A 15201-nucleotide genomic window follows, 5' to 3' on the forward strand; every position below is an offset into this window, starting at 1 on the left:
GATCCGACACCGCCGGGCGATCCGAGACCGTCGCCCAACCCGGGACCGTCGCCCAGCCCGGGACCGGCGCCCCGCCCCACACGGCCGCCCGATCCGACACCGCCGGGCGATCCGAGACCATCGCCCAGCCCGAGACCGGCGCCCCGCTCGAGACCGGCGCCCCGCTCGAGACCGGCGCCTCGCTCGAATCCGGCGCCCCGCCCGGCACCACCGCCCCGCCCAACCCGTCCGAGACCGCCCTGCGTTCCGCGTCCGGACTCGTCGAACTCTTCGAGACGCAGGTCCGCGAACGCCCCGCGCAGACCGCCGTCGTCGACCGGGACGGCTCGCTGGACTACGCGGCGCTCGGCCGCCGCGCCGACGACCTCGCGCACGCGCTCGTCGCCCGGTCCGTCCGTCCTGGTGACGTGGTGGGCCTGCACGCGAAACGCTCGCGCGACCTGGCCGTAGGCATCCTCGGCATCCTCAAGGCGGGCGCCGCCTACCTCCCGCTCGACCCAGGCCAGCCCGCCGAACGCCTCGCCCGTATGGTCGAGGACGCCGCCTGCCCCCTCGTGCTGAGCGACCACGACAGTGCCGAACGCGCCCCGGAATGGCTCGACTTGGGCGCCGTAGAGGCTGAAGGGGTGACCAGGCAGGGACCGCCGGCGGACATAGACCACGCGCCCGACCAGCTTGCCTACGTGATTTTCACCTCCGGGTCCACAGGTCGGCCCAAGGGCGTCGCGGTCGAACACCGCAGTGTCCTCAACCTGTTCGCGACCTGGCACGCCCGCATGGGCACCGCCCCCGGTGAGGTCGGCTCCGCCTGGTCCGGCATCGGCTTCGACGCCTCGATCCACGAACTGCTGCTGCCCCTGACCACCGGCGGTGAACTCCACATCGTCCCCGAGGAGTTGCGCGGCGACCCCGAGGCGCTGTTGGCGTGGATGCGTGAACACGCGGTCACTCAGGCGTTCCTGCCGCCCGCCTACGTCAAGTGGATCGACGAGGACCCCGCCGTACGACTGCACGGCCTGCCCCTGCGCAAGCTGCTCACCGGCGTCGAGTCGCTTACCGAAGCCGCGCTGCACCGCATGACACAGCACCTCCCCGGCCTGCGGATCTGCTTCGGCTACGGCCCCACCGAGGCGACCCTCTACAGCACCGCTTACTACAACCCCCGCCCGCTGGAACGGCCTTGCCCCATCGGCCGCCCGCTGCCGCACACCCGCATGTACGTGCTCGACGGCCGCCTGGAACCCGTCCCGCCCGGAGTGGTGGGCGAGGTCTACCTCGGCGGAGCGTCGCTGGCCCGCGGCTACCTCGGCCGCCCCGACCTCACCAAGGAACGCTTCCTGCCCGACCCGTTCGTGCCCGGCGAGCGGATCTACCGCACCGGCGACCTCGCCCGCCGACTGCCGGACGGCCAGGCCCACTTCATGGGACGCGCAGACGACCAGATCAAACTCCGCGGCTTCCGGATCGAGCCCGCCGAGGTCGAGGCGGCGCTCACGGCCCTGCCCGGCGTAAGGGAGGCGGCCGTTCTCGTCGACCACGACGCGACGGGCCAACCTCGCCTCATCGCCGGAATAGGCCGGGGCGCGGCACCCGCCCGCACCGCCCACGACTGGCGCACCGAACTCGTCCGCCGGCTGCCGGACTACATGATCCCCGCCGTCTTCCTCGACCTCGACGCCCTCCCGCTCAACCACAGCGGCAAACTCGACCGGCCCCAACTCCTGCGCCTGGCCCAGGAGTCGACCTCCGACCAGGTCAACACGGCCAGCCCGCGCGACCACGTAGAACACGGCCTGTACCGGATCTGGCAGCGCATCCTGCTCCACCCCGACATCGGCGTCAGCGACAACTTCTTCGAGATCGGCGGTACTTCACTGTCGGCCATCAAGATGGCCCACGCCGTCACCGAGACCTTCGGCCGCCGACTCCCTGTCGGTGAGGTCATGACGCGCCCCACCATCGAGGCCCTGGCCGCGCTGCTCCGCGAGGACGGCACCGCCCGCGCCCCCGGCAGCCTCATCGAGTTCCGCCCCGGCACCGGCCCGCGCGTGGTCTGCGTCCACCCCGCCGGCGGCACCGCCTTCTGCTACCTGCCTCTGGCCACCCTCCTGCCCGAAAGCGTCGGGCTCTACGGCATCCAGTCCCCGGGAGTGAACCCCGGCGAGGACCTCCTGCCGACCGTGGAGGCCATGGCCGAGGCATACCTGCGGCTCCTGGAACCGCTCGGCGACCACCCCCTCGTCCTGACCGGCCTTTCCTACGGCGGCCTCGTCGCCCACGAGATGGGGCGCCTCCTGGCCGCCGCCGGACACCGCGCGGTCACTGTCGTCCTCCTCGACACCCAGGCCACCGACGACGCGACCGCCCGCGCGGGGATCGGTGCCGTCGACGCGGCCGAGTTCCGCGACAAACTCGTGAGGTTCAACGGGATGTACCCCGGCATCGACGACGCCCAGGTCGACCGCTACTTCCACCTCTACAACCACAACCGGCTCACCGCCCGCGAACACCTCCCGGCGGCCTCCCCGGCCCGCCTGGTCCTCGCCCAGGCCGTACCGGGCGGCACCGACACCCCTTTCCACGCAGAGGTCCGTGCCTTCTGGGAGCGCCGCGCCGAGGGCGCGTACCGGGTGGAGACGCTGGAGTGCGACCACTGGGAGATCCTGGAGGGCGCCGGAGCGACGCGGGTCGGCAGCCTGCTCGGCGCCGAACTGGCCCACCACACCGCCCAGTTGGCCCTGCCGATACGGGAGGCGTGATGGACCTCGGACCTGCCCCCAGCGCCTTCCCGGAACCGCTCGAGCCGGCCCCCGCGAGGACCGCCTCCCTCGCCGAGACCGTCCTCGCCCAGGCCCGCCGCACCCCCACCGCCCCCGCCGTAGAGGACGACGGACAGGTCCTCGACTACACGGAACTCGTGCGAGCCGGCGGCCTGGTGGCGGCGCGACTGCGCGCGGCCGGAGTACGCCCCGGACACGCGGTCGCCGTACACCTGCCGCGCTCCTGGCAGTTGGTCTGCGTCATGCTCGGCATCCGCCGCGCCGGAGCCACCGTCGTCCCCCTCGACCGCCTCAGTCCGCCCGACCGCCAGCGCCACATCCTCGACGACTCGGGCGCCGTCGCTGTGATCCATGAGAACGGGACCCAACCACCCGCGCATCTCCCGGTGTTGAACGTCGACCTGCTCCTGAGCGGTGACGGCAACGGCCTGCCCGCCGTGTCCGCGGCATACCCCGGTGACACCGCCACGGGCTTCGTCTTCTACACCTCCGGCAGCACAGGGCACCCCAAGGGCGTGGAGGTCACCGACGGGGGAGTGCTGCGACTGGCCCGGCCCGGCTACCTCGACCTGCGGCCCGGCACCCGCTTCGCCTGTCTGGCCAACCCCGCCTTCGACGCGCTCAGTTTCGAGGTGTGGGTTCCGCTGCTGACCGGTGGCGTGTGCGTCGTACTCGACGACAGCCAGGTGCACAGCGCGCCCGGACTCGCGAGCGCCCTCGTCGAGCGCCGCGTCGACACGCTGTTCATCACGACGGCACTCTTCAACGCGGTCGTCGAGCAGGTCCCCGACTGCTTCGCCACGGTCGGACAGGTCCTCGTCGGCGGCGAACAGCTCAACACCCGTATCGTCCGCCGCTGGTACGAGACCAACCCCGAGGCCGGCGCCGTCCTGCACAACGTGTACGGGCCGACCGAGGCGACGACCTTCGCCCTCTGCCACCCCGTCCCACGCGACTTCGCCGGCGACACGATTCCCATCGGCACCCCGCTCCCCGGCACCGGCGTACTCCTGCGCACCGAGGACGGACGCACCGCCGAACCGGGCGAGGTGGCCGAACTCCTGCTGTCCGGACCGGCGTTGGCCCTCGGCTACCGCAACCTCCCGGATCGAACCGCCCACAGCTTCGTACGGCTGCCGAACGAGCAGGCGGGGCAAGGGCGTTGGTACCGCACCGGCGACCTCGTACGGCAGGACACCGAGGGCCGGATCACCTACGTCGGCCGCTCCGACCGCCAGGTCAAGGTGCGCGGCTTCCGCATCGAACCAGGCGAGGTGGAACGGCAGATCCTGGCCCAGCCCACCGTCCGCCAGGCCTACGTCTGCACCCGCCGCGACACCGAGGACCGCAACGAACTGCTCGCCTTTCTCGTGCTCGGCGACGAACTCTCCTACGACACCTACGACCGCCACCTCGCCGCGACCCTGCCCTCGTACATGCGCCCGCACCACACCTACCTCGTCGCCGAACTGCCGCGCAACGCCAACGGGAAGGTCGACCGAGAGGCCCTGCTGCGCGATGCCCGCACCCCGTGGCGCGGCACGTCCGAAGGTGACGCACCACCCGTCAGCGCCGGGCAGCGGCGAGTGTTGGAGGTCGCGGAGGACATCCTCGCCGTCAACGGGCTGCGCCCCGGGGACCGTTGGGCGGCCAGCGGCGGCGACTCGCTGAAGGCGCTGCGCTTCCGCTTCGAGATCCTCGAGCGCTACGCCGTCGACCTACCGCACGACCTGGTCCTGCGCGCCGACTTCGCCGCTCTCGCGGTTGCCGTCGACGCCGCCGAAACGACCGTAGGAGAACATCCACCCGTACGCGGCCCCGCCGGTGAAACGACGGCGCCCGCCACCAGTGAGCAGGAGCGGCTGTGGCTTCTGCACCAGCGAGCGCCCGAAGACCGGTCCTACGACGTGCCGTTGGCCTTCCGGGTCCGGGGTCGCGTCGACACGGCGGCCCTGCACCGCGCGGTGCGTGGTCTGGTGGAACGGCATGTCGCCCTGCGCACCCGGCTGGTCCCCACCCCGGACGGGCTGCTCCAGCAGACCGGTGATCCCTACGACCCGTGGCAACGCCTCGAAGCCCGCCCCGGAGAGGAGTGGCAGGACACCGCAGACCGGTTCTTCGAGCACCGCTTCGACCTCACCGAGGGCCGGATGCTGCGGGCGGCCTGGGTGCCGGAGGCCGACGGCGGACTGCTCTTGCTGCATCTGCACCACGTCGCCGTGGACGGCTGGTCGCTCAACCTGCTCTTCCGTGACCTCACCGACGCGTGCATCGCCGACGGCGCGTCCCATACGCCCCTGGACCTCGCCCACTGGCAGCGGGCCTGGCACACGAGCGCTGCCTACGAGGACCGTCGCGCACGGCTGCGCTCCCACTACGGCCGCGACGGTGAACCGTCACCCGCACTGCCGGTTCCCGACGCGCCACGGGCCCGCCTGCTGCGCACCACGCTCGACGTCGTCCGCCGCAGCGCGTTGGACCGACGCGCGGCACAACTCGGCCTGACCCGCTTCCAGTTGCTGGTGTCCGCGTTCGCCGCGAGCGTCTACGGCGTCACCGGGCAGGGGCGTCCGCTGATCGCCACGCCTGTCGTGAACCGGCCCCGGCCCGAATTCGCCGACACGGTCGGCATGTTCGCCAACACCGTGCTCCTCGACCTGCCGATGGAGCCGCGCCGCTCATTGGACGCCCAGCTGTCGGAACACGCCGACATCGTGCACGCCGTGCTGCGCGACCAGGAGGTGGCCCTCGCCGACGTCCTCGCGGACCGCGCCTTCGGCGAGCGAACTCCCTTGTTCGACTACCTGTTCGTGCTGGAGAACACCGACTTCTCCGCGCTGCGGCTGGACGGCTGCGAGGTACGGCCGCTGTGGCCCGAGCCGCTCGGCGCGAAATGCGCCCTCACGCTGTCGGTGGTGGAGCACGAGAGCGGCTTCGACTGTCTGTGGGAGTACCGCGACGACCTCGGCGCCGAACGGGCCCGAGGTGCGGCCCAGCTCTTCCGCCAGGCCCTCGACCACCTGACCGGCGACACCGACACCACTTTGCGCCAGCTGGTCGCCGACTACCGCCGCTCCCTGCCCGACCACGGCCAAGGTCCCACGCGGACAGCGGACTTCGCCACGGTCGCCGAGGGCTTCGCCCGGCAAGTGGCGCGGACTCCGCATGAATCGGCCGTCGCCACGGGCGAGGTGTCCCTCACCTACGCCGAACTCGATGCGCAGGCTGCCAAGTTGGCGACCGTGCTGGGCGCCCGTCTCCCGGCCGATCCCGCCGCCCCGGCGGCCGTGGCGCTCCATCTCCGGCCCTCCGCCGAACACATCGTGGCCCTCCTGGCGGCGGCCCGGCTCAACCTCACCGTCGTACCGCTCGACCCCGCCTATCCGCCGCCCCTGCTGCGCCATGTGCTCGACCGGGCCGACCCGTTGTGCGTGCTGGTGGCACCAGAGGACGAGGACGCCCTCGCCGCGATCGCGCCGGCGTCCCTCCCGCGGCACGTGCTGATCCTCGCGGACGCCCCGACGTCTGTGCCTGATACTCCTGCGCACCAAGGGGCGCGTCCGCTCTACACCCTCTTCACGTCGGGCTCCACCGGCGAGCCCAAAGGCGTCCAGGTCTTCGACCGGACCCTGTGCAACCTGCTGACCTGGCAACGCGTCGACGGCGGCCTGCACGGACCCGCGGTCACCCAGCAGTTCTCCATGCTGTCCTTCGACGTCTCCTTCCAGGAGATCTTCACCACCCTGTGCTCCGGCGGCCTGCTCCGCCTGGTCGAACCCGCGTGGCGGCACGATGTCCCGTCCCTGCTGCGGGAGTTGGAGACCGGGGGAGCGGAGCGGATCTTCCTGCCGTACGTCGCCCTGCAACTGCTCGCCGAACACGGCGTGCGCACCGGGCAGTTCCCGTCCCGGCTGCGTGAAGTCGTCACCGCAGGGGAGCAGTTGGTGTGCACGGACGCGATCCGCCGCTGGTTCGCCGGACTGCCGGACGCCCGCCTGTTCAACCACTACGGCCCCACCGAGACCCATGTCGTCAGCGGCTTGTGTCTCGACGGCGATCCGGCTGCCTGGCCGCTGCGGCCCGCGATCGGACGGCCGGTGGACAATGCCGTGCTGCGGGTCGTCGACGAGGGTGGCCACCCCGTCCCGCCGGGCGTCACCGGTGAGTTGCTGATCGGCGGCCCCATGGCCCACCGCTGCTACCTCGGCGACGACACAGCACACCACGACCGCTTCACCGACGATCCCGACCTCGGCACCTTCTACCGCACCGGCGACCTCGCGCGCTTCGACGCGGACGGTCTGCTGCACTACGCGGGCCGCGACGACAGTCAGGTCAAACTCGGCGGACACCGGCTGGAGTTGGGCCAGGTGGAAGCCGCGCTGCTGCAGTATCCCGGCATTACCAATGCTGTCGCGGCGGTGACGGACGGGCTGTTGGTGGCCTGCCTGCAGTGCCGGGGCGGCGACCCCGACCCGAAGGACCTCGCCGACCATCTGTCCGGGCTGCTGCCGTCCTATGTGCGCGTCAGCCGGTTCCGCCGCCTGACGGAACTGCCGCGCACCCCTAGCGGCAAACTGGACCGCCGGGCAGCGCTCACCGTCCAGGGCCGTGAACTGCGCCCGGCGAGCGCGATGGCCCAGGCCGCCCTGTCACCGCTCGAAGCACGGCTGGCCGCCCTGTTCGAGACGGTGACCGGTAGGGCGATCGGTGTGGAGCAGCGGTTCTTCGACGCCGGTGCCACCAGCCTGGACCTGATGCGCTTCCAGCTCCGTTGCGCGGGTGAGGATCAACTTGCCTTCGGCGTCCCGGAGTTGTTCGAGCACGTCAGCCTCCGCGCACTGGCCCGCCTCATCGAGGGACGCGCGTCGGAGCGTACGGATTCGATGACCGTTGACGCGCCACGACCCGTGGGCGAACCCATCGCCGTGATCGGGATGGCCGTGCGGCTGCCGGGCGCCCCCGACCTGGCCGCCTTCTGGGACCTCGTCGTCTCCGGCCGCCGGGGCATTGAGCACTTCCCGACGACCGACGGTCGGGTCGGTGCCCGCAGCCAGCTGGCAGGGCCGCTCGCCTTCGACCCGGGGCGTTTCACCATCAGCCCGCACGAGGCCCGGCTGATGGACCCCCAGCAACGACAGCTCCTGATGAACTGCGTCGAGGCACTCGCCCACGCGGGCATCGCGGACCCGGCGGCCCAACGGGTGGGACTCCTCGCTGCCTGCGGCGAGAACACCTACTTCCAGCGCATGCTGCGCGAGACCGAGCCGGCCCAACTCCCCGACTCCTTCCGGCTCGCGCTGCACCACGAGAAGGACTTCCTGGCCACCAAGGCGGCCTACCACCTCGGGCTGACCGGGCCGGCCTTCACCGTGCAGTCCGCGTGCTCAAGCTCGCTCGTCGGCGTCCACGTGGCCGCCGGGATGCTCCGGCAGGGCGACGCGGACGTGATGCTCGTCGGCGGGGTCCTCGTCGACCCCGACCTGACCGACGGCTACACCTACCGGCCGCAGCACATCTTCTCGCCGGACGGCCACTGCCGGCCCTTCAGCGCGGACGCCGCCGGCACCGTCGGGGGCAGCGGCACCGCCGTCGTCGTCCTCAAACCGCTCGCCGCCGCACGCCGCGACGGCGACACCGTGTACGCCGTCGTCACCGGCTCCGGCATCAACAACGACGGTTCGGACAAGCTCGGTTACAGCGCCCCCGCCCTGGCCGGACAACGCGCCGCGATCCGCACCGCCCTGCACCGCAGCGGTCGTAGAGGCACCGACCTCGGCTACGTCGAGGCGCACGGGACCGGTACCCGGCTCGGGGACCCGGTGGAGACGGCCGCGCTGCGGCAGGCGTACGGGCTCGCGCGCGACGCGCGCGTGGCGCTGTCCTCCGTGAAGAGCCAGATCGGGCACCTGGGCGCCGCCGCGGGTGTCGTCGGCCTTGTGCGGGCCGTGCTTGCCGTGCATCACGGGGTCATACCGCCGACGGTGGACTTCGAGCGGCTCAACCCCGAGATCGAGGACGGACCGTTCCGCGTACCGGTCACCGCCGAACCCTGGCCGTCCGACACCCCGAGAGTCGCCGCCGTCAGCAGCTTCGGCATCGGCGGGACCAACGCCCATCTGCTGCTGGAGCAGGGGGAGTTGTCGGATCCCGGTCCCGTTCCGTCCGAGCCGGTGCCGTGTCTGGTGCTTTCCGGCGGCTCCGCGTCCGCCGTACGCGCGGACGGGCGCCGTATCGCCGACTACCTGAGGGCGAACCCCGACACGTACCCGCAGGTGCTGCGCCACCTCCAGGCCGGACGCCCGGCGCTCGGCCACCGGGCGGCGGCCGTGTGCCCGGACGTCGCCTCCGCTGTTGCGTGGCTCGATGCGCTCGGTGAGGTCGGCGAGCCGCTCGCGCAGACCGACCTCGAGGCACCGGGCCGCGACCCCCAAGCCCTCACTGAGGCCTGGACGGCCGGACACACCCTCGTATGGCCCGAGGGACCCGCACCCGCGCCCTGGGACTTCCCACCGCCCGCCTTCGACACGGCGGAGTACGACTTCCAACGCGCGCCTGGAACCGACGAGCCCGAGGCCGGCTGCGCGCCGCAACGGTTGCCCGCCGGTCAGTGGCTGCACCAGCCGCTGTGGACCCGCCTGCGCCGCGCCCGCACCGGCGCCCATCAGCCCCGGCGGACCGCCGTCGTGGTCACCGCGCCGGACGCGGACGGCACGGCGTGGCGGTTCCTGGAACGGCACTACGCCCGAGTGGTGACCGTGCGCGCCGGGCAGGCATTCGCCCGGCTCGACGAGGACCGCTACGAGGCCGACCCCGCCGATACTGAGCAACTCGCCCTCGTGCTGGCGGAGATCACCCGGCGCGCCGGCCCCGGCGTCGACTGGCTGCACACCCTTCCTCTGACCCTCGACGGCGGCCTCGACGACCGCGCGCTGGAGGCGGCCCGGTGGGCCTGCCTCGACACCGTCGCGGCGCTCGCCCGCGCACTCTCCCGGGTCCCCGACGCCCAACGGCCCCGCGCCTGGCTGCTGTCCCACGGGGCGCAGCCGGTCACCGGCCCCGTCCGTACCCCCGAGGCGGGCCTGCTCGCCGCCGCCCTCGAAGTGCCCCGGCAGGAACTGGGCGTGACCCTGCGCTGGACTGACCTGCCGGGACCGCGCTCGGCCGAGTGGGCGGCCCAGCTGCCGGACCTGCTCCTGGACGACACGATCACCGAACCGTCGACCGGCCTGCGCGACGGCTTCTGGTGGCAGCGCACCCTCCAGCCGGTCCATGTCCCCGAGTCCCCAACTACCGCCGTCCGTACGGCCGTTCCCGGAACCCACCTGGTGCTCGGCGGCACCGGCGGCATCGGTACCACCTTGGCCGCCCGCCTCCTCGAACACCCCGGCAACCGTGTGGTCCTCGTCGCCCGGGGGACCGGGACGCCGCCCGCGCTGCGCGCACACCGGGACCGCGTCACGCTGGTCCCGGCCGACCTCGCCACCGACGACCTGGACAGGGTCGTCGACCTGCTGGCCCCACACCTCGACGGGCTTGCCGGGATCGTCCACGCAGCGGGCACCGCCGCCGGTGGGCTTCTCGTCCGCCGCGACCCCGACACCGGCCGCCGTGCCACGGCCGCGAAACTGCGCGGCGCCCTGCTCGTCGAGCGGATCATCGCCGAGTACGACCCCGACTACGCGGCCTACTGCTCGTCAATGGCCGCCAGATTCGGGGGAGTAGGGCAGTTCGACTACGCGGCGGCCAACGCCTGCCTGGACGCCTATGCCCATCACGTGCCTTCCGGAGCCGACGACGCCACCGTCCGTATGAGCATCGGCTGGGACGCCTGGCGGGAGGTAGGCATGGCACAGCACGCCCTGACGGCCGACGCCCGCCACCAGGAACACCTGAAGGCGGCACTCACCCCCGAGGACGGCGCGGCGGTCTTCGAGCGGGCCCTGCACTTGCAGTTGCCGCATCTGCTGGTCAACACCACGCCCCTGACGGAGGCTCACCACTTCTACGAGTACGAGCATCAATCTGAGCCTGTCGTCGACAGGCGGACGCTCGCCACGCACCCCACCCCCGCCGACCCCGCCGCCGACCTCACCGAGATCCTCCGCGACCTCCTCGGTGTGGACGCCGTCGACCCCGAAGCGGCGCTGTACGACCTGGGCGCCGACTCGCTCACCCTGCTGGAACTCATCGACGAGGTGAAACGCCGCTTCGGCACCGACATCGACCTGTCCCGGCTCAGCCACCGGGTGAGCCTCGCCGAGATCCTCGGTCACCTCGACACCGGCACCCGCCACGCGTCCGCCGCGGTGGCCGTCGAAGTGTGGCAACGGGGGCCAGGCCCGGACGTGTTGTGCCTGGTCCATCCGGTCGGCGGCGACATCCAGGCCTACCGACCGCTGGTGGCGGCCCTCCCCGCCGAGTCGACCGTCTGTCTGATCGCCGACCCGAAACTGCGCGACCCGGGACTGCCCGCCCGGTCGATCGCCGACCGGGCCGCGCACTATCTGGAGGCCGTACGGGCCGCCTTCCCTGAACCCAACTACCGCCTGAGCCTTGCCGGTTGGTCGTTCGGAGCCTGGACCGCCCTCTCCATGGCTGCACTTGCCGAGGCGGAGGGCAGACCCGTCGACGCCGTCCACCTCCTCGACCCACCGCCACCCGGCGCCGGCCAACGCCTCGCCGCCTACGACGAACAGCAGGTGGACGCCGTGTTCGCCCGCGAGTTGAGCGGCAACGGCGGCGGACCACTGTCGGAGTCCGGCCGCACCTACGCCGAACGTCTCGGGCACTGCTGCCGCACCAACCTCGCGGCCATGGCCGAACACCGGCTGCCACGACTGCACATGACACCCACCGAGGTATGGATCGCGCAACGCCCGGTGGAGGAAGGGCTGTTGACCCCGGACCCGACCCCGCCCGGCGCGTGGGACGCCCATCTGCCCGCCACCTATCGCCTGCACCACCTCGACGCCACCCACTACGAACTCGTGGCAGAACCCCACGTACAGGCGATCGCCGCCGCACTCGCGACAACCGCCGCTCTGCCCCATCCCGCCGGACGATCCTGAGGAGGCCACCGTGCGGCACCCCTACACCCGCCTGCCCGAGCGGTCCTTCTGGCGCACCGCGGTCACCGAACCCGACCCGCTCGACATCACCGACCTGTGGACGCCGAAGTTCACCATCGGCCAGGACGACCCCGTCGTCACCGCCGGATCCTGCTTCGCCGCCCACATCGGACGGGCCCTCCTGGAGGAGGGCATGCACTGGTACGACGCCGAACCGCCGCCGCCGGGTCTCACCCGCGCGGAGCGGTCGGCGCGCGGCTACCGGCGCTTCTCCTTCCGCACCGGCAACATCTACACCGCCGCCGCCCTGCGCCAGTGGATCGCCTGGGCGCTCGACGAGGAGAAGCCGCCCGAGGAGGTCTGGGCGGAGGACGGCGCCTTCCACGACCCGTACCGGCCGAGCGTCGAACCGGACGGCTTCGCCTCGCCCGCCGACCTGTTGCGCTCCCGCGACATCACCCTCGCGGCCGTCCGTGCCGCCCTCACCAAGGCCGACGTCCTCGTCTTCACCCTCGGCCTCACCGAGGCCTGGCACGACATCCGCACCGGCACGGTGCTGCCGATGTGCCCCGGAACCGTACGCGGCACCTTCGATCCCGCCCGGCACGTGCTGCGCAACCACACGGTGGCCCAGGTGTACGACGACCTGACGGCCCTGCTCGCGCTGGCCCGCACCGTCAACTCCCGGCTGCGCATGGTCCTCACCGTCTCCCCGGTCCCCCTGACGGCCACCGCCACCGGCCGTCACGCCCTCGTCGCCACCACCCACTCCAAGTCCGTCCTGCGCGCGGCGGCCGGCCAACTCGCCGACGAGAACGCCGACGTCGACTACTTCCCGTCGTACGAGATCGTCACCGGCTACCCCTACCGGGCGGCCTTCTACGAACCCAACCTCCGCACGGTCAGCCCCGACGGGGTGGCCTTCGTGATGCGGCACTTCTTCGAGGCCGTCCAGGGCCGGACCACCACCACGCCCATCACCCCCACCCTCGTCGACGGCGGAGAGGACAACCGGTGTGACGACGCAGTGCTCGACTACTACAACCCCCGCCCGCTTCCTGCTGCTCGGTGACTCCCACGCCGGTTGCATCGGCCGCGCCGCTCAGGCGGCCGACCTGCCCTTCACCGGCGGCCCGGTCGGCTCCGGGCGGGACTTCCTGGGCCCCTTCTTCGACACCGACACCACCGACCTCACCTTCCGGCAGGCCGAGACACAGCGGCTGTACCGCGAGTTCCTCGACACCCTCGACGTGCCCGCGCTCGCCGAACTCCGGGTCCCGCTGGTGTGCACCTTCGGCCTGAGCGCCCACACCGTCGCCACCCGGCAGAACTGGGACCTCTACCGCGACCGGCACGGCACCGTCCCGGCGACCTTCCTGCGCAGCGGTCTCTTCGCCGACCTGATCCGCGCGACCGCCCGGGGCGCGCTCGCCTTCTACGACCACGCCGCCGCCCTGGGACTGCGCGTCCTGGTGCCCCTGCCGCCGCAGCGAGTCCCCGGCATGTCCGACCCGGACGTCTTCTTCGCCGCGCAGGACATCCTCGTAGGCGAACTCATCGCGAGAGGCGCCGAGTTGGTGGATCTGCGGACCCGCGTCACCGACGGGACCGGCCTGCAGCGCCCCGCGTTCTGCCAGCCGGACGACACCATCCACGGCAATCTCGCCTTCGGCCGCCTCGTCGTGTCCGAACTCCTCGACCGAGGCCTGTGAGCCTCCCCCTTCGCCCACCCACACCAAGGAGGTCCCTCATGGACGACTACGCGCTCAAGGCCGTCGAACGGCTCACCACCCGGCCCGCCGAGCCCTACGACACCCTGTCCGTCGAGCCGATCACCCCGCTGCTGGGCGCCGAGGTCACCGGCCTCGACCTGTCCCAGGAGCTGACACCCCAGCAGGAGAAGGAACTCAAGCACGCGTTCCAGACCCACCACGTCCTGGTCTTCCGCGACCAGGACATCACCCCCGAGGAACACAAGCGGTTCGCGGGCGTCTTCGGCGAACTGCACCCCGTCGCCCTCGCGCCCGAGGGATCCGACCCGTACATCCTGGACATCAAGGCGAACAAGGAGTCCCGGGCCGTGGCCGGCAACGGCTGGCACGCCGACGGCACCGCCGACCCCGAACCCTCCCTCGGCTCACTGCTCTACATCACCACCATCCCCGAGGGCGGCAGCGGCGGCGACACCGTCTTCGCCAACATGCACCTCGCCCACGACCTGCTCTCACCCACGATGCGCGGCTTCCTCGAGGGCCTCACCGCCCTCCACGACGGAGCGCTCCCCTGGACCGCCGCCGGACAGACCCCGCCGCCCGAGTACGACGTACCGCGCACCGAACAGCCCGTCGTCGTCCGCCATCCGGAGACCGGCCGCAAGCTGCTCTTCGTCAACGCCCCCTACACCTCCCACATCACCCAGCTGTCTCGCGCCGAGAGCGACGCCCTGCTCGACCTGCTGTACGCGCACATAGCCCGCACCCCGCTGCTGCACTGCCGGGTCCGCTGGCAGGAGCGCACCCTCGTCCTCTGGGACAACCGCAGCGTCCAGCACCACGCCGTCTGGGACTACTTCCCGCACACCCGTGAGGGCCGCCGCGTGGCAGTCAACGGCAGTTCCCTGCAGGCCTGAACGATGCCCACGACCGACATCGCTCCGGCTTGGCTGCGGCACGTCGCCACGGAACTCCCCTTGCAGCTGCCGACGGACGTCCGGGACGACTGGACGGCCCGTCTGCACGACCTTCTCGACGAAGTCCCGTACACGGCAGGCCTGTTCGCCGTCCATGTCTGGCAGGCCGAGACGGTCCTGCCGCTCCTCGCTGAGGCGGCGCAGGAGGGGCAGGCCGCCGTGTTCGCGGCTCCGGGAGACCTGCACCGTGCGGCGGCGCGCGGCAGGACGCCGGACCAGGCCACCTGGAGAACGGCGCTCACCCCGATGCTCCTGCATCTCTACGATGCGGCCTACGACCGGGCCGGCGCGTACACCGAGGCCCACACGGGCGCCCGCGACTACGCGCTGGCCAACGGCTTCTCCGCGACCGAGGCGGACGGATACGGCCACGAGTACGCGCAGTTGAGCAGCGACGCGAACGCGCGGGCCTGTGCCGAGGCCCACGCGCTGGCACTCGGTCCCGCACTGGCACGGGCGTACGCGACCGATGAGTGCGAGGCGTACGCCGGGACATTTCCCGCCGCCCAACTCCGGGCCGTCGTAAGGGCCTTGACGGAACACGGGGACCCGGCCCCGGCCACGCGCCTGGCCGAGGGGCTCATCTCGGCGCTGGCGACATCGCGGCCGTAGACACCCGGGCCGATGATCGCGGAGAGTGTTGAGTCGCATGCAAGATCGG

The 15201-nt window shown here is 72.0% G+C and carries 6 protein-coding genes; all 6 read left to right on the top strand.

Annotated features, from left to right (window positions below):
• Nucleotides 1–2759 (top strand): non-ribosomal peptide synthetase (locus tag SSP08S_RS57190; RefSeq protein ID WP_019074167.1); only part of this gene is annotated, 2759 nt, incomplete at its 5' end.
• Complete coding sequence (locus SSP08S_RS44700; RefSeq protein WP_019074168.1) at nucleotides 2759–11851, top strand: non-ribosomal peptide synthetase; 9093 nt, start codon at nucleotides 2759–2761, stop codon at nucleotides 11849–11851. The genes SSP08S_RS57190 and SSP08S_RS44700, both read left to right, overlap by 1 nt.
• A 10-nt stretch (nucleotides 11852–11861) precedes the next feature.
• Nucleotides 11862–12923 carry a GSCFA domain-containing protein gene (locus tag SSP08S_RS44705; RefSeq protein ID WP_019074169.1) on the top strand — a complete coding sequence of 354 codons (1062 nt, stop codon included), beginning with the start codon at nucleotides 11862–11864 and terminating at the stop codon, nucleotides 12921–12923.
• A complete protein-coding gene (locus SSP08S_RS44710) occupies nucleotides 12868–13563 on the top strand; it encodes a hypothetical protein (RefSeq protein WP_019074170.1) in 696 nt (231 codons plus the stop codon). Before SSP08S_RS44705 ends, SSP08S_RS44710 begins: the two co-directional genes overlap by 56 nt.
• A 38-nt stretch (nucleotides 13564–13601) precedes the next feature.
• Entirely contained in the window at nucleotides 13602–14480 is an 879-nt protein-coding gene (locus SSP08S_RS44715) for a TauD/TfdA dioxygenase family protein (RefSeq protein WP_019074171.1), read from the top strand.
• Nucleotides 14481–14483: 3 nt separating this feature from the next.
• Nucleotides 14484–15152: a hypothetical protein gene (locus SSP08S_RS57195; protein WP_019074172.1), complete on the top strand. Its 669-nt coding sequence runs from the start codon at nucleotides 14484–14486 to the stop codon at nucleotides 15150–15152.
• Nucleotides 15153–15201: the final 49 nt, after the last annotated feature.

Origin of the sequence: Streptomyces hokutonensis (genome assembly GCF_000376565.1) — a bacterium.
Taxonomy (GTDB): Bacteria; Actinomycetota; Actinomycetes; order Streptomycetales; family Streptomycetaceae; genus Streptomyces; species Streptomyces hokutonensis.

Bases quoted from the DNA above. Each gene is read 5' to 3' on its own strand.
- SSP08S_RS44715 (WP_019074171.1), top strand. From the start codon at position 13,602: ATGGACGACTACGCGCTCAAGGCCGTCGAACGGCTCACCACCCGGCCC.
- SSP08S_RS57195 (WP_019074172.1), top strand. From the start codon at position 14,484: ATGCCCACGACCGACATCGCTCCGGCTTGGCTGCGGCACGTCGCCACG.
- SSP08S_RS44700 (WP_019074168.1), top strand. From the start codon at position 2,759: ATGGACCTCGGACCTGCCCCCAGCGCCTTCCCGGAACCGCTCGAGCCG.